This window comes from Mycolicibacterium cosmeticum (genome assembly GCF_000613185.1).
GTDB lineage: Bacteria > Actinomycetota > Actinomycetes > Mycobacteriales > Mycobacteriaceae > Mycobacterium > Mycobacterium cosmeticum.
This window is the reverse complement of sequence record NZ_CCBB010000001.1, coordinates 1,053,194-1,068,336: the sequence shown is the minus strand read 5'-3', so window position 1 is coordinate 1,068,336 and position 15,143 is coordinate 1,053,194. Positions and strand designations below refer to the sequence as shown.

At 65.6% G+C, this 15,143-nt stretch carries 15 protein-coding genes; 9 read left to right on the top strand and 6 right to left on the bottom strand.

From position 1 onward, the window contains the following. Positions 1 to 31: 31 nt before the first annotated feature. The 8 genes from BN977_RS05115 to BN977_RS05090 all read left to right on the top strand — a co-directional run bounded on the left by BN977_RS05115 (position 32) and on the right by BN977_RS05090 (position 7,966). On the top strand, positions 32 to 1,540 hold the full coding sequence (locus BN977_RS05115) for a 4-hydroxyphenylacetate 3-hydroxylase family protein (RefSeq protein ID WP_084172409.1): 1,509 nt from the start codon (positions 32 to 34) through the stop codon (positions 1,538 to 1,540). Beyond that, a complete protein-coding gene (gene asnB, locus BN977_RS05110) occupies positions 1,528 to 3,384 on the top strand; it encodes an asparagine synthase (glutamine-hydrolyzing) (protein ID WP_036396594.1) in 1,857 nt (618 codons plus the stop codon). The genes BN977_RS05115 and asnB overlap by 13 nt, the downstream gene beginning before the upstream one ends. A gap of 85 nt (positions 3,385 to 3,469) precedes the next feature. Next, positions 3,470 to 3,751 carry a PLD nuclease N-terminal domain-containing protein gene (locus BN977_RS33620; RefSeq protein ID WP_084172408.1) on the top strand — a complete coding sequence of 94 codons (282 nt, stop codon included), beginning with the start codon at positions 3,470 to 3,472 and terminating at the stop codon, positions 3,749 to 3,751. Then, entirely contained in the window at positions 3,688 to 4,302 is a 615-nt protein-coding gene (locus BN977_RS32805) for a flavin reductase family protein (protein WP_407661170.1), read from the top strand. The genes BN977_RS33620 and BN977_RS32805 overlap by 64 nt, the downstream gene beginning before the upstream one ends. Next, on the top strand, positions 4,299 to 5,090 hold the full coding sequence (locus tag BN977_RS05100; RefSeq protein WP_051561065.1) for a putative hydro-lyase: 792 nt from the start codon (positions 4,299 to 4,301) through the stop codon (positions 5,088 to 5,090). Before BN977_RS32805 ends, BN977_RS05100 begins: the two co-directional genes overlap by 4 nt. Before the next feature lie 55 nt (positions 5,091 to 5,145). Further along, positions 5,146 to 6,327, top strand: coding sequence for an MFS transporter (locus BN977_RS05095; RefSeq protein ID WP_036396592.1), 1,182 nt, complete (start codon positions 5,146 to 5,148; stop codon positions 6,325 to 6,327). 104 nt (positions 6,328 to 6,431) lie between these two features. Further along, entirely contained in the window at positions 6,432 to 6,560 is a 129-nt protein-coding gene (locus tag BN977_RS33440; RefSeq protein WP_268817633.1) for a hypothetical protein, read from the top strand. A 146-nt stretch (positions 6,561 to 6,706) separates the two neighbouring features. After that, positions 6,707 to 7,966: an ammonium transporter gene (locus tag BN977_RS05090; RefSeq protein ID WP_024452098.1), complete on the top strand. Its 1,260-nt coding sequence runs from the start codon at positions 6,707 to 6,709 to the stop codon at positions 7,964 to 7,966. Between the two features lie 4 nt (positions 7,967 to 7,970). On the opposite strand, the gene BN977_RS33210 is transcribed toward BN977_RS05090, so the two are convergent. From BN977_RS33210 to BN977_RS05065, 5 genes are all read right to left on the bottom strand, one after another. Then, positions 7,971 to 8,291: a DUF4333 domain-containing protein gene (locus BN977_RS33210; protein ID WP_024452099.1), complete on the bottom strand. Its 321-nt coding sequence runs from the start codon at positions 8,289 to 8,291 to the stop codon at positions 7,971 to 7,973. Between the two features lie 246 nt (positions 8,292 to 8,537). Beyond that, positions 8,538 to 9,974, bottom strand: coding sequence for a serine/threonine-protein kinase (locus BN977_RS05080; RefSeq protein WP_036396591.1), 1,437 nt, complete (start codon positions 9,972 to 9,974; stop codon positions 8,538 to 8,540). After that, positions 9,974 to 11,419, bottom strand: coding sequence for a neutral zinc metallopeptidase (locus tag BN977_RS05075; protein ID WP_024452101.1), 1,446 nt, complete (start codon positions 11,417 to 11,419; stop codon positions 9,974 to 9,976). Before BN977_RS05075 ends, BN977_RS05080 begins: the two co-directional genes overlap by 1 nt. A gap of 65 nt (positions 11,420 to 11,484) precedes the next feature. After that, positions 11,485 to 11,853 (bottom strand): heme-binding protein, encoded by a 369-nt coding sequence (locus BN977_RS05070; RefSeq protein WP_036398457.1) that lies wholly within the window; start codon positions 11,851 to 11,853, stop codon positions 11,485 to 11,487. Positions 11,854 to 11,979: 126 nt separating this feature from the next. After that, positions 11,980 to 12,855: a LysR family transcriptional regulator gene (locus tag BN977_RS05065; protein WP_165576290.1), complete on the bottom strand. Its 876-nt coding sequence runs from the start codon at positions 12,853 to 12,855 to the stop codon at positions 11,980 to 11,982. Between BN977_RS05065 and BN977_RS05060 the strand changes: the two genes are divergently transcribed. Next, positions 12,823 to 14,448: an FAD-dependent oxidoreductase gene (locus BN977_RS05060; RefSeq protein WP_234709502.1), complete on the top strand. Its 1,626-nt coding sequence runs from the start codon at positions 12,823 to 12,825 to the stop codon at positions 14,446 to 14,448. The genes BN977_RS05065 and BN977_RS05060 overlap by 33 nt on opposite strands. Here the strand turns inward: BN977_RS05060 and BN977_RS05055 are convergent. Further along, the gene (locus BN977_RS05055; protein WP_024452105.1) at positions 14,423 to 14,950 is read right to left on the bottom strand and encodes an anti-apoptotic protein; all 528 of its coding nucleotides are present in this window, start codon (positions 14,948 to 14,950) and stop codon (positions 14,423 to 14,425) included. The two genes, BN977_RS05060 and BN977_RS05055, sit on opposite strands and share 26 nt — an antisense overlap. Positions 14,951 to 15,143: the final 193 nt, after the last annotated feature.

Genomic DNA, 15,143 nt, shown 5'->3' with positions numbered 1-15,143 from the left:
AGGACAACGATTTTGATGAGAGGAAAGACTGTTGGCCCTGCGTAACGGACTGAACTACCGCAGCGGGCTCAACGACGGTCGCGCCGTCTGGATGCGCGGGCAACGCCTACCCAATGTCGCCACACACCCGGTGCTCTCAGGGCCGGTCGCCAGCATCGCCGGCCTCTACGACCTGCAGAACGACCCGACCGTGACTGACGCCCTGACACGGCAGGTCGCCGGCGACATCGTGCCGCTGTCATTGTGCTCGCCACGCAGCCACGCCGAACTCACCCAGCGCGGCGCCGCATTCTCGCTATCAGCGTCGCACACGTTCGGCTTGATGGGCCGAGCTCCGGACTTCGTGAACGTGCTTCTTACCGCATTCGACTCGGCCGCAGAGTTTTTCGGTGATGCCAACCCGCAGTTCGGTGACAACATCCACGCTTACCACCAATGGTGCCGCGCGAATGACAAATTCGTCACCCATGCCTCCATCAACCCACAAACCGATCGATCTAAAAGCAGTGCAGAACAAAGTGACGCGACTGCTCATCTCAAAGTTGTCGATGAAAGCGCCGCCGGCATCGTGGTCCGTGGCGCAAAGATGATCGGAACCTTAGTGCCGATCGCCGATGAAATACTGGTCTTCCCGATGCCCGGATACCGGCCCGGCGACGAGGCCTACACCGCGACGTTCGCAATTCCCGTCAACACCCCCGGTGTGACCATCGTCTGCCGCGAACCGTTCGGCGATCCGCACGGCCGCGACCCGTTCGACCATCCACTGGCCGCCTACGACGAGATCGACGCCCTGATCATCTTCGACAACGTCACCGTGCCCTGGGAACGCGTCTTCCTCTACAACAGTATCGACAAAGCCAACGCCCTCTATAGCACGACAACAGGCCAGCACCACACCGGCCACCAAGGCGTGATCCGAGGACTGGCCAAGGCCGAACTCCTCTGCGGTATCGCCGTCGAACTCGCCGAATCATCGGGCACGGCAGCATATCTCCATGTCCAAGAAATGCTTGGTGAGATCCTGTCATCGTTGGAGATCTACCGCGGGGCCGTGCGGCGAGTCGAGGAGCAAGCCACGCTCTCGCGCTGGGGTACCGTCACCCCGTCGTTAGAAGCGGTCCGCGCCATCCGCTACCACTTCCCCAAAGCCTGCGCCCGGATGATCGAAGTGATCCAAATCCTCGGCGGTGGAAGCTTACTGGGGACGCCGTCACACGCGGACCTCGCTGCACTCACGCATCTGAACCCAACACGATTTTTCGGCACCGACGGGTGCGGCCAGGACCGCATCGCACTGCTCAAACTCGCTTGGGACGCCACCGGCGATTCACACGGCCAACGCCAGGCACTCTACGAACGCAACCTGGCCGGTGATCCGGTGCGACTGGCCGCCACTCAGTACAAAGACTACGACACCACCACCGTCAAAGAGTCGGTCGCTCGTGCACTGGGCGCGCGAACTGCGCAGATCGGCAACCACATCGACATCCGATCCGTTGTCACAGAAATGGAGCCTGACACCGCATGTGTGGAATAACTGGATGGGTCGCCTTCAACCAAGATTTGCGCCACCAACGTCCCATTATCGCTGCCATGACTGACGCGATGGCCAGCCGCGGCCCCGACGGGGACGGCATCTACCTCGACGCCCACGTCGCGCTGGGCCATCGCCGCCTCGCCATTATCGACTTGCCTGGCGGCAGTCAGCCCATGGCCGAACGCACCCGCGACGGGGAGGTCGCACTCGTGTATTCGGGCGAGGTCTACAACTTCGAAGACCTGCGCGCAGAGCTGGCTGCCCGCGGACACCGATTCCACTCGCACTGCGACACCGAAGTAGTGCTGCGCGGCTACCTTGAATGGGGCACGGCCGTCGCCGACCGCCTCAACGGCATGTACGCGTTTGCCATCTGGGACGGTCGCACCCACACCTTGGTCATGATCCGCGACCGGATGGGAGTCAAACCGCTCTACTACTATCCAACAGCTGATGGTGTGCTCTTCGGATCTGAACCCAAGACCATCCTGGCCAATCCGAGCGCGTCGCGGAAAGTAACACTCGAGGGGTTCCGCGAACTGTTCGCGTTCATCAAGACACCCGGGCACGCCATCTGGGACGGGATGGCAGAAGTACAGCCCGGCACCGTCGTCACCGTAGGCACTAACGGCATCCGCACTCGCACCTACTGGTCCCTGCAGACCCATGAGCACACCGACGATCGCGACCACACCGTCGCCCACGTCCGCGAGCTTCTCGATGACATCGTCCGCCGCCAACTCGTCGCCGACGTTCCCACCTGCACCCTGCTCTCAGGAGGACTGGACTCCTCGGCAATGACCGCGATCGCCGCAGCCCAAGCCGGTGAGCGTGGCGATAAGGTGCGCAGTTTCTCCGTCGACTTCGCCGGCCTCACTGATAACTTCGTCCCTGATGCCCTGCGCAGCACCCCAGACACGCCCTTCGTCCACGACGTCGCCGCCAAAGCCGGCACCATCCACCACGACATCGTGCTCAGCAATGACGACATCGCCAATCCCGCCATCCGCCGAGCAGCCATCGCAGCTCGCGACTTTCCTTCTGGCCTTGGCGATCTCGACCAGTCGTTGTATCTGCTGCTGCGGGAAATCAAGCGCCACGCCACTGTCGCACTGACCGGCGAGTCCGCCGATGAACTGTTCGGCGGCTACAGACAGTTCTTCGACCCGCAGGCCCGCAAAGGTCAAACCTTTCCGTGGCTGGCCAACGGACACCAATTCTTCGGCCGCGCAAACGACCAACACGTCGAACACAGCCTGCTTAACAGCGGCTTCGAAGACCAACTCAACCTTGGCGACTACATCCAGGACAGTTACCACGATGCCACCCAGAACATCCAAAGGCTCAGCGGTGAAAGCGATACCGAATGGCAGATGCGCAAAATCAGCTATCTGCACCTGACCCGATTTGTGCGTATCTGGCTGGACCGCAAAGACCGGATCTCGATGGCCTTCGGTCTGGAAGTCCGCGTCCCCTTCTGCGACCACCGACTCGTGGACTACGTCTACAACGCGCCATGGGCGCTCAAATCGTTCGACGGCCGCGAGAAATCGCTCCTGCGAGCGGCCGCATCCGACGTCTTACCTCAGTCGGTGCTTGACAGGACGAAAGCCCCGTACCCCACACCACAAGATCCCGGTTACGCAGCCGCTCTGCGTACCCAGTGCGCCGACCTCCTCGCCAATCCCAGCCACCCCGTTTTCGAGCTGATCGACAACGAGGCTTTGCGGCTCGCGGTGACGGCAGACACACCGCTCACCAGTCAAGCCTCGCGCCGCAACATCGAGCGTGCACTGGACCTGGCGGCATGGATCGATCTGTACAACCCCACCGTGGAGGTGTGATGAACCGGGTCTCCACGTCAACACCCCGGCTTGCCCCACCGGCACCACCTCCCGAGACCGGCCATTCTGCAGGAGCGTCACGGACATGATGGCAACCATGATCGCAACCGCAGCATTGCTGTGGGCGTGGTCGATCGCCGACGTCATCGCCGCTGACGACGGCCATGTACAGCACGGAGAGAAGGCAGCGTGGGTAGCGCTGGTTATGGCTGTCCCGGTGGTCGGCGCCGTGGCATGGCTCCTGTTGGGGCGGGCGGCAACCCGACAGGCTGGTGCCGCACTGCTGGGCGACACCCCGTACGGATGGCCACCACATGCCGCCTCGCCCTGGGGCGGACGTATTCGGCCATCGCGGGGACGACGATGACCGGGAGTCGGCCGGGCACAGCGGCTCCCGCACCAGAGGGCCAGGACAACGCAGGCGATACCGCGACACTCGCCTCATACCGCGAACTGATGAGTACGTTTTTCACCGGAGTCACCGTCGTGACCACCTTCGACGCCCAAGGTGTCTGTCACGGAATGACCTGCACCGCACTGACGAGCGTCACCGTCGAGCCGCCCACGCTGCTGGTGTGCTTGAACTCCGCGAGCGGCACGTTGAACGCCCTGATGGAAACCAACCGTTTCGCGGTGAACATCCTGCACCACAACGCAACGCACACCGCCGAGTTCTTCGGCACTACACAACCACGGCATAACTCACCCAGTCGGCAACAGCGCTCACCACTGCTCGGACAGCCGTGGCTGCAGGACGATTCGCTCGCCATGGCCGAATGCAACGTCACCACGACCCACACCGTGGGCACCCACACCGTGGTCTTCGGAGAGGTCCTCGGCGTCGAAATCGATAATCGCGCCCCACTGGTCTACGGATACCGCCGCTACCACCGCATCCCCGAGACGATCCGGACATGATCGTCGTGGACACGTTGGCCGGCGCTGACCCTCGTACCGTGCGCGAGCGCAATCGCGCCAACAGCCTGGACCGCAACACGTCGGGGATGTGCCGCGGCTACATGCAGGCAAACCTCGTCATTCTTGACCGGGAAGATGCCTTCGACTTCCTGCGATTCTGCATCCAGAACCCCAGACCCTGCCCGATCCTCGAAGTCACTGCACCCGGGCAGTTCGAACCGGTCCTGACAGCACCCGGCGCCGACCTGCGAACCGACCTAGCCCGATACGAGGTGTACCGCCACGGCGAACTTGTCGAGCGCCGCACCGACGTTCGCGACGTCGTTACCGACCGCGACGTCTGCTTCTTGCTGGGATGCAGCTACTCCTTTGAACATCTGCTCAGCGATGCCGGCTTACCGATCCGACATCACGAACAACGCATCGACGGCGCACCGATGTACATCACCAGCCGCCACTGCACCCCCGCGGGACGGTTCGGCGGTGAACTCGTCGTCACCATGCGCCCCCTGCCAGCCGACCAAATCACGCTGGCGGTCCAGCTCACCGACAGCCATCCCGAAGCGCACGGCGCCCCCATCGCTATCGGGTACGCCGAGCAACTCGGCATCAAAGATCTGGCCCGACCAGACTGGGGCACCTCCGTCGCCCTCGAATACGGTGACACACCGGTTTTTTGGGCCTGCGGCGTAACCGCTACTCACGTCGTTCAATCGGCGCGACTCGACCGTGTCATCACCCATTCCAGCGGCTACATGTTCATCACCGACAGGAAGATCACGTCATGAGTTCTTCCGCCAAACCAACCGATATGTCCCCAGTCGTGGTAGCTACGAGTGCCCTATGACCGCATCGGCGCCTACACCTGCGACGGTCACCACACGGCGTGGCTGGCTCGCCGTCGGCGTTGTCGGCGTCGCTGTCTTCACCGTCACCACCACGGAGATGTCGCCGATGGGGTTACTGCCATCAATCGCGCGCGACCTCAACGTCTCCGAAGGGGTTGCCGGGCTCAGCGTCACGCTGTACGGCATCCTGGCAGGCCTCTTAGCGCCTATCGCCACCATCCTCACGAGCCGAATCGACCGCAGAACTGTGCTCCTCGTCATCCTCACCGTATTCACCGTCGGCAACGCCCTCTCGGCTACCGCCTACAGCTATCCGATGTTCATGGCCTCACGATTCCTATCGGGGGTCATCCACGGCCTCATGTGGGCGATCGTTGCAAGTATCGCCATTCGCTTAGTAGCTGAAACCGATGCCGTCCGCGCCACGGCCGCAGTTTTTTCCGGTATCTCACTTGCCCTCGTCCTGGGCGTGCCGGCCGCTGCTTTCGTCGGTGACCTCTACGGTTGGCGATCGGCTTTCGCGGCGCTGGCCGTGCTCAGCGGCGTATCGCTGGTCCTCGTCAGGGCGCTGCTCCCGCCGCTTTCTAGCTCCGGCACCTTCGCATTTCCCGACCTCGCGTCGCTGCTGCGGCAGCCCAGGCTGCGCCGTGTCCTGGCCGTCACCGCCCTGATGGTGATCGCCAACTACAGCGCTTACACCTACATAGCCCCCTTCCTGCAGGACGCACGCGGACTCGCACCGCAATCGACCGGCCCGTTTCTCCTGATTTACGGAATCGCGGGAGTCGCAGGCAACTTCGCCGCAGGGGCACTTCTGTCCCGTGCGCGAACAGTCCGTGCGGTGCTGGTGGCCCTCGCGGTGGTCTTGACAGGAGCGTTGATGTCTTTGCAGGTCGCCCGCTTGCCGATCATCCTGGCCGTGCTCATTGCAGTATGGGGTGCCTCGTACTCGGCCATGCCGGTCGCTTTGCAAACCCTCGTGCTGCGGATCGGCGGCGGCAGAACAGGAGAAGCAGCCACCTCACTCTATGTCTTGGTATTCAACTGCTCAATCGCGTTAGGCGCGTCGGCCGGCGCAGTCGCCATCGACACAGCTGGCCCCACAGTCCCCGCCTTAGTCGGCGCCGCTGTGTGCGCCGTCGGTCTGGTGCCGACCCTCTCGCTTCGACGTGCGTAGAGCACGCTGATCACCGTGAGGTGGGGTCTGCTACCCGGTGATCGACCGTCGCGGGCCGACGGGTTTTACGAAGTCTGGTCGAATTTGAGATCGTCAACGCCCTGATGCTGGCCGACGCCGAACGCGGCTATACCCGCGAGGATTTCGATCCGAACGCCGAAATCCCGAAGGCGATCGCCAAGATCAAACAGTTCTTGACCAGCTGGGCCGAATCCCAAGGGTTACCGGGCTAGCGACACAGACCACCCGTGGGCCCCCACGTCGTAAAGGAGACCTGGCCGGCGTCACAAACTCCATCACGGTGGCGGTGCCTGGCACGGACCGAGAACGCAGTGTCGTACTCTCGTCCGAGCGTTTGCCCTGAGACGAAGGAGTCCGTGTGCAGATCGATCCGGCCGCGACCGCCTGGCTGCTTGCCAGCACCGCGTTGGTGTTGTTGATGACCCCCGGTCTGGCGATTTTCTACGGCGGGATGGTGCGCTCCACCGGCGTGCTCAACATGATCATGATGAGCTTCATCGCCATCCCGGTGGTCACCGTGACCTGGCTGCTGGCCGGATACAGCCTGGCCTTCGGCGCCGATGCGGGATCCGGCCTGATCGGCAACCTAGACCATCTCGGCCTGGCCAACATCGATCTGGCGGCCGTCCGGTCCAACGTGCCCGAACTGCTGTTTGTCACCTTTCAGCTGGCCTTTGCGATCTTGACGGCGGCTCTGGTGAGCGGCGCGATCGCCGACCGGGCACGGTTCTCGGCTTGGATCGTCTTCCTGCCGGTGTGGACCTTGCTGGTCTACGCGCCGGTGGCGCACTGGGTGTGGGGCCCGGGCGGCTGGTTGACCACGTTCGGCGCGCTGGACTACGCCGGCGGTCTGGTGGTGGAAATCGTGTCGGGCGCCTCGGCGCTGGCGCTGGCGCTGGTACTGGGGCCGCGCATCGGGTTCAAGTCGGAGGCCATGCGCCCGCACAACCTGCCCTTCGTGCTGCTCGGCGTGGGGCTGCTGTGGTTCGGCTGGTTCGGTTTCAACGCCGGGTCGGCGTTCGCCGTCGACGGCAAGGCCGCGGTCATCTTCCTCAACACCCTGGTCGCCGGCTGCCTCGGCATGCTGGGCTGGCTCGCGGTCGAGCGGGTGCGCGACGGCCGTCCCACCACGTTCGGCGCGGCATCGGGTGTGGTCGCCGGTCTGGTCGCCATCACCCCGTCGTGCGGATTCGTGACGCCGATCGGTGCGGCCGTGGTCGGCACCGTCGCTGGCGTGGTCTGTTCGTACGCCATCGGCTGGAAATTCCGGGCCGGCTATGACGACTCGCTCGACGTGGTCGGGGTGCATTTCGTCGGCGGTGTGGTGGGCACATTCCTGATCGGCCTGCTGGCCGCGGAGATGGTCTCCGGCGGCCCGTCGGGGCTGTTCTACGGCGGCGGGCTCACGCAGCTGGGCAAGCAGTCGCTGGCCATCGTGGTGGTCGCGGTGTTCGCCTTCGCGGTGTCGTACGGCATCGCCAAGCTCGTCGACATCACCCTCGGCTTCCGGGTCACTCGCGAAGACGAGTTGGCGGGTATCGATTTCACCCAGCATGCCGAGACCGCGTACGCCGAGGGTGTGCACGGGCACCAGCACAAGCGCCCCGGCGGACTGTAACCGCTCAGCGCGGCCCGTCGACGGCGAAGGTGCCCTTGTCGTCGGAGAACACCGCGGTGACATGCCGCACCGTGCCGTTGATCTCCACCTCGCAGGTGAAGCTGTCGCCTTTGGCCGCGGATGGGTTCTTCCCGCCGTTGCAGCGCAGGGCGCTGATCGTATTGGACCCGTAGCCGTTGATCGGATCGGAAAGGATCTGGCGCACACCTGCTTCGGCCTGTGCCACGTCGATGACGGTGTTGCTGCGGAACTTCCACGCCCAGATGCCGACCGCCGAGGCGGCGACGAGCACGATGGCCGCGGCTATCCCGCTGAGGAGCAACATGTTTCGCCGCGGGGACTGGTTAGGCGCCCGGTGCGCGTGGGGTGGCGGGGGCGGCAGCCGATAGCGGTTGGCGTCTGGTGACGGTGGCAAGGGGGGTCGCTGCGGAGGTGACGGCGGGTACGGCGCCCGTGGGGCCGGCGCTGCCGCCGGCGGCGGTCCTGGTGGCGGTGCGGCGCCGGGCGGGGGCGCACCGCCGGGGCGGGTCCACCACGGTTGCAACGGATCTGTCGGTGTGGTCATGCGGCCTCAGAACGTCGACGCATACTGCTCCATCGGTTCGGTGTGTACGGTGCCGTCGGAGCCGATGATGGTCAGCGCCGTAGCGCGGACCCGATAGCGCGTTCCGTCGGTGGGATTGGTGATGTCGAATCCTCCGCCGGGCACGTGCAGGGCGTCACCGAGTTCGATGCCGGCGTTGTCGCTCAGCCGGACACCGCGGTAAACGAGAGCGCCGGACGGGCTTCGGCAGATGACCACGGCGGACTGGGCGGTCAGTCCCAGGGCCACGGGAACCTGGGCCGAATCACACCGTGCACCGGGGTAGGCCAGGAAGCCGAGGGCGTCGGTGCCCGGCAGGGACGCTCGCGGTGTGACCGCCGACGTGGTCGTCAGCACTGCGCTGTCCGATGTCGGGATGGTGGGAGGGGGCGCGGCGGTGCGGGTCACCGTCGTCGGTCCGGCGGTGGTGGTGTCGTCCCCGCCGAGAACCAGCCATGCCGCGGTGCCGGCTACCGCCAGCAACACGACCAGTCCCAGGACGCCGAGTAGCAGTGGGCGCGAGGAACGCGCTGTGCGGGAGCCGCTTCCGGACGTCGTACTGTCGAGGACGGTAGGAGCCGACGGCGTCGTCGGGACGGCCGCCGCGGCAGCGGCCGCGGCGGCGGCACGTGCCAGCCCGCCTGCGCTCGGGCAGCGGTGCGCCGGGTCCTTGGCCATACCCCAGGCGACCACGTCGTCGAAGGCTGGGCTGATACCCGGCCTGATCATGCTGGGCCGGGGTGGCGGCGCGAACAGGTGTGCGTTCATCAGCATGGCGATGTCACCGGCCGGGAATGGCGGTGCCCCGGTGAGGAGTTCGTGAAGGAGGCAGGCCAGCGAGTAGACGTCGGTGGGTGGCCCGACGTAACCGTCGGTGAATCGTTCGGGGGCCATGTAGGCGCATGATCCGATCGCCGAACCGGCGGTGGTCAGTCCGCTGTCGGTGCCCGACCGCGCGATACCGAAGTCCACCAGGTAGGCGAAGTCGTCGGCGGTCAACAAGACGTTCTCGGGCTTGACATCACGGTGGGTCAGGCCGGCGGCGTGCGCGGCATCGAGGGCAGCCGCGATCTGGTTCAGCACGGCCACCGCGCGGCCGGGATGCATCGGTCCTTGTTGCACCAGAACCGATTTCAGATCGTGGCCGGACACCAGGCGCATGTCGATGAACAGCACACCGTCGATATCACCGAAATCGTGCACGGGGATGATATGCGGCTCGTGTAGTTGCGCGGCGATCCTTGACTCACGCCGGAACCGCTCCTGGAAGGACGGGTCGGCGGCCAGTTCGGGCCGCAGCAGCTTGAGCGCGACCGATCGGCCCTTGACCGTGTCGAAGGCCTGATACACCTCACCCATGCCGCCGACACCCAGCAGCGTGCGCAGCTCGTACGGCCCGAATCTCTCGCCGACTCGGATGGTCATCAGGAGAACCTCTGATAACACTGTTCGGCGTCGCCCTGCAGGCCGGCCCGGTATGCCAAAATCCGGGTGAAACCTGCCAGCGCCGTGGCGCCGTCGACGTCGCTGGCCACCAGGCCACTGGTGAGCAGGCCGGAGATCGCCTCGTCGGTGTCACCGGCCGACAGCATCAGCGGGCTGCCCGGTTCGCTCATCTTGCTCTGCGCGATGCCGGTGAGGCAGGCCGTACGCAGGGCGGTGGTCGTCGACTGCAGTGGGGCGCCCCGTTGATGTTGCAACGCAAGCACATAGCGCGATGTGACCATGGACAACGCCGTGTTGTCACCCTGCAGCAGCACGCCCTGGCTCTCGCTGCGGGGGGTGCCGGCCTCTTCGAGCGCCGGCATATCGATGCCGATGGTGTTGGTGGCGGGGCAATACGACGCAGGCGACGTCGGTTTCGCATCCGGGCAGGTTCCGGGCTCCAGACTCAGCTGGGGCGGGCTGGTGGGCGCGAAGATCTGGTTCAGCGACGCCATCAACTTGTTCAGCAGGTCGGCATCGATGGGGCTGTCACCGGTCGCCGGGTAGCCGTAGGCGTCATAGGACAGGAACTGCGGAAGGTCGCCCTGACGTTTCTTGATCTCGGCCATGTCGATGGCCGCGCACTGATCGGCGTTGCCACTGAACCCGATCTGGAAGGCGCTGATGCGGTCCAGGGCGGAGCCGTGGGCGTCTCCCGTGGCCAGCGCCTCCTCCTGCGTCATCAGTGGATCGCGGATATAGATCGCGCCTGCCAGAACGTGATTGAGGCCGTCGCCGGTGCTCAGCGAGAACCGCGGCGATTTTCCGGACGCGACCCAGTGCAGATAGACGCCGGCGAAGCAATCGGCCTGCTGCTCCTTCACCAGTACCGGCGTGCTCTTCTCCACCAGGTGGGCCTTGGCCTGGACGGCATGACCGAATTCGTGCGCCATGATGCCGACCACGCCCATATCGCCGAAGTACTTCGCCGCGCCGGGGATGAAACTGCCCCGATCCCACGCCATGGTGTCGTTGTCGAAGCAGTAGAAGGCGTTGGCCATGTCGGTCAGGCCACCGCCGCACACATCCGGATTACTGGAACTGTTGGAGTCATAGGACACCAAGCCCGACACCGGCGAGAACGTTCCGGTCAGCGCCCCGTCCCAGTTGTGCGACCAGAAATCTTGCAGGTCGTCGACGGCCAGCAGCGCGAGGTGATCGGCCGGGCCGCCGTCGCTGTTGACGGCGCTGCTGGTGGGTTCCGGCGCCCCCGCCCGCGGTCCGCTGTAGCCGTCCTTGGCCGGCAGGCCACCGGCCCGGGTCGGGTCGTACAACATCGACACCGCGTGCCCGTCGAGCACCGTTGTGCTGCAACCGGTCAACACGAGCAGCGCGGCCAGCACGACCGCGGTCACCGAGCCCGTGCGTCGCGCCCACCGCTGCATGAGGCAAAGGCTAACAAGGAGGTCGCGCCGGGGTGCGGCGGTCGCGCCCCGGCGTCAGTGCGGCGTCAGGCGCCGGGTACCTGCCCGCAGCGGTTCTTCAGGTCCTGCAGCGGTTGCCGGATCCCGACGAGCTCGTCGTGGGTCTGCGGGTTCTGGGCCATGTAGGCCTTCACCTTGGCCACCGTCTGCTCCCTGGTGAGACCTTCCAGGCTGGTGAAGAAGTTGTTGACGTCCGGATGGGTAAACAAGTAGGCCGACGTGGCCGCCGAGACGCCGGCGCGCACCCCCTCCAGATCCGCGGTGGTGCAGTTCGGCGGGTCGGCCGCTGGGTCCTGGTTGGCGAACGCGGTGGGGATCGCGCCGAACAACCCGAACAAGGCGGATGCGGCCAAGGTGCCTGCGCCGATGGCAAGACGGGTCGGTCGGACGTGCATGGTGAACTCCTCCTTCGGGTGACGGCGAGATGGCCGCAGCATTCAGTGTGTCGACCGGGACCGGCAACCGCTGGCGGCCACAGTCAACTCCCAGCGACTTCGGACAGGTCGCACAGTGCGGGCACATCACCGGCCGGGCGCGGCGGCTCTGCGGAGCAGCGCGGTGAACCAGACGATCTCGGGTCGTTGCACCAGCGGTGCCGGCACCAGCATGCTGCATGTCACCGCACCCACCTCAACGGGCAGCTCGAAGATCTCCAGGTTGCGGGCGACGCGTCGCGCGAGTCGTTCCGGAAGGACGCCGACGACATCAGATATCTCCACGACGTACGGCAACGTGTGGAAGGTGGGCACCGTAACGGCGATCCGCCGCTTCAGGCCGAGCGCCGACAGGGCCTGGTCCACATCACCACGCGGTGGGTTGGTGGCCGACATCAGCACATGGGGTAGTGCCGCAAAGGTGTCCAGTTGCATTCGTCCGTCCCGGATGTCCGGATGGCCGATGCGGGCCACGCCGACGAACCGATCGGAGAACAGCACTGTCCGCGCCATCCGATCGACGGTCAGATCGACGAAACCGCCGAGGGCAAAGTCGAATTCGCCGCGGTCCAGCCCGTCGACGACGGTGACCGGGTCGGCGCTGACGCATCGGAGATCCACGCCGGGAGCTTGCGCGCGCAACTCCGCCATCAGGGCCGGTGCGAGCACCGCGAGCGCGTAATCGTGGGTGGCAACCGTGAAAGTGCGCCGGAGGGTCGCCGGCTCGAAAGTCGGCTGCGGAGCCATGATCCGCCGCACGCGCGACAAAGCGTCGGCGATGGGTTCTGCCAGTTCCCTTGCCCGTGTGGTGGGTTCGACGCCGCGCGGGTGACGGACGAACAGCGGATCGTCGAACATCGTGCGCAGTCGGCCGAGTGCGTGGCTGGTCGCCGATTGGGACAGGGACAGCGTGGCGGCCGCGCGTCCGACGTGGCGTTCGCGCAGCAGAGCCTCGAAGACCACGAGCAGATTGAGGTCCATTCGAGTGAGATCGATTTCATGCATCGACATGGTGAATACATACCATTTGATCGATTACTGGCGGGCCGATACTTTCGCGTCGTGAGGTACGACGTGGCGATCATCGGGGCCGGACCGGTCGGCTTGTTCCTTGCGACCGAACTGCGCCTGGCCGGGGCGTCCGTTGTCGTCCTCGAGCGTGACGACCGTCCTGACGCGCCCCTCAAAGGTGCTCCGTTCGGGCTGCGTGGTCTGTCTGCGTCGACCGTCGAAGCCCTCGACCGGCGCGGGATGTTGGGCGATGTCGCAGTCGGCGGGGCGCATGCGCAGCGCGGCGGGCACTTTGCCGGCCTCACGTGGGACGAGGCCCGAATCGACCCAGCACCGTACCGACTTCCGGACGCGGTAAACCACACGGTGGCAACCACAATGGAGCACCTCGAGACCATTCTGTCGGCGCGGGCGACCGCCATGGGCGCAGTGATCCGTCGGGGTGTTCGCGTGGACGACGTGCAGCAGACCAACGACGCCGTCTCGGTCGCCGCAGCGGATGGCCGGTCGTATCACGCCCGCTGGCTCGTCGGGTGCGACGGCGGCCGCAGCGTCGTGCGCAAGGCGGCAGCCTTCGCGTTTCCCGGTACCGAGCCCCGGTTCACGGGCTACTCCGTTCATGTCGACCTGGCCGACGGATCGACGCTTCCGCTGGGCCGGAACTACACGCCCACCGGCATGTACGTGCAATCACAGCCCGGCGTCTTCGCGTTGGCACATTTCGACGGCGGTGCGGCCCATCGCAGTGTGCCCGTCACCGCCGAGCGTGTGCAGGCGGTGCTACGCCATATCACCGGGATCGAGGTCACCGTGACGGCGGTGCACCTGGCCACCACCTGGACCGACCGCGCGCAGCAGGTCACCACGTACCGGCAAGGCCGCGTCCTGTTGGCCGGTGATGCCGCACATGTTCACTCGCCGTTGGGCGGCCAGGGCCTCAATTTGGGGCTCGGCGACGCCATGAATCTCGGCTGGAAACTCGGCGCGGTCATCAGGGGTACCGCACCGGAGAACCTGCTCGACGGATACACGCGCGAACGGCATGCGGTCGGGGCCGCAGTGCTGGACTGGTCGCGCGCGCAGGTGGCCCTTCTGGAGCCGAACGCAAATGCGCGGGCCATCGCCGGCATCGTTCGCGACCTCATCGAGACCCGGGACGGCGCGACCTACTTCGCCGAACGCTCGTCGGGACTGTCGGTGCGCTATGCACTGGCCGGTCGGCACCCGCTCGTCGGTCGCAGTGCCCCGGACTTCCGATTCGTGAGCGGCAGCAGACTCGGCGAGCTTCTCACCGGCGGGGCGGCAGTGCTGCTCGATTTCCACGGGTACGACGAGTTGCGCACCATCGCTGCTCTGATGGGTGGCGAGTTGCGTTATGTGAGAGCCGAAGTCGAGGAAAGTCTCGGTGTACGCGCCGTCCTGGTCCGACCTGACGGGGTGGTGGCCTGGGCGTGCGATGACGCACCCGATGCCGACGAGGTGACTGAGGCGCTGGCAACGTGGATGGTCACGCCGGGCGTCACTGCGGCTGGTCGTCGACCTTGAAGTCGAACTTCACATCGCCACCCTTGACGCTGGTGACGGTGACGGTGACGCCGTAGGTCTCACCCGAGTCGGTGAGCTGACAGCGCAGCGTCTGACCCTTGTCGCCCTTGAGGTCCGACGGGCACGTCACCGACTCGGGGGCGCGTCCCACCTGCTGGCTGAGTTGCTGGGAAATCTGCTCGGCCACCGCGTTCTTGTCGACGGTCTGCACGATGTCGAAGTTCACCGTCTTGCCGTCGACGCTGGTGACGGTCACGTTGACGCCGTAGTCCTTCGAGCCGTCGGACATCTTGCAGTCCAGCGTGGCGCCGACCTCGGCCTTGAGGTCGGCCGGGCACGTCACCGACGCGGGCTTGGTGCCGCCCTGCTCGGTGACCTTCTCGCTGATCTGGTTCTGGACCTGGTCTTTGCTCACCGTATTGTCGCCCACCGAGGCCGAGAACGAACAGGCCGCCAGCGTCGCCGCCGCCAGCATCACCGGCGCCGCCATCCACCGCGTCATCGGGTTCATCGAGCCTCCTCCAAGTCGATGCACAAGAATGGCACAGATGACGGCCCGTCGGCGCTATTCGTAGCGAACGGCAAGGGGTTTGCGGTGCGGCAACGACCCGCCCGGTGCGCACGTAGCCCACGGCAGGTGGGACAACGTTCCGCGAGCCCGGTGCGTGCGGTTCGTGGTGCAAAGCCACACACGG

Bases quoted from the DNA above. Each gene is read 5' to 3' on its own strand.
- BN977_RS05100 (WP_051561065.1), top strand. From the start codon at position 4,299: ATGATCGTCGTGGACACGTTGGCCGGCGCTGACCCTCGTACCGTGCGC.
- BN977_RS33440 (WP_268817633.1), top strand. From the start codon at position 6,432: ATGCTGGCCGACGCCGAACGCGGCTATACCCGCGAGGATTTCGATCCG.
- BN977_RS33210 (WP_024452099.1), bottom strand. From the start codon at position 8,291: ATGTTGCTCCTCAGCGGGATAGCCGCGGCCATCGTGCTCGTCGCCGCC.
- BN977_RS05070 (WP_036398457.1), bottom strand. From the start codon at position 11,853: ATGCACGTCCGACCGACCCGTCTTGCCATCGGCGCAGGCACCTTGGCC.
- BN977_RS05055 (WP_024452105.1), bottom strand. From the start codon at position 14,950: ATGACGCGGTGGATGGCGGCGCCGGTGATGCTGGCGGCGGCGACGCTG.
- BN977_RS05075 (WP_024452101.1), bottom strand. From the start codon at position 11,419: ATGCAGCGGTGGGCGCGACGCACGGGCTCGGTGACCGCGGTCGTGCTG.
- BN977_RS05095 (WP_036396592.1), top strand. From the start codon at position 5,146: ATGACCGCATCGGCGCCTACACCTGCGACGGTCACCACACGGCGTGGC.
- asnB (WP_036396594.1), top strand. From the start codon at position 1,528: ATGTGTGGAATAACTGGATGGGTCGCCTTCAACCAAGATTTGCGCCAC.
- BN977_RS05080 (WP_036396591.1), bottom strand. From the start codon at position 9,974: ATGACCATCCGAGTCGGCGAGAGATTCGGGCCGTACGAGCTGCGCACG.
- BN977_RS32805 (WP_407661170.1), top strand. From the start codon at position 3,688: ATGGCCACCACATGCCGCCTCGCCCTGGGGCGGACGTATTCGGCCATC.
- BN977_RS33620 (WP_084172408.1), top strand. From the start codon at position 3,470: ATGATGGCAACCATGATCGCAACCGCAGCATTGCTGTGGGCGTGGTCG.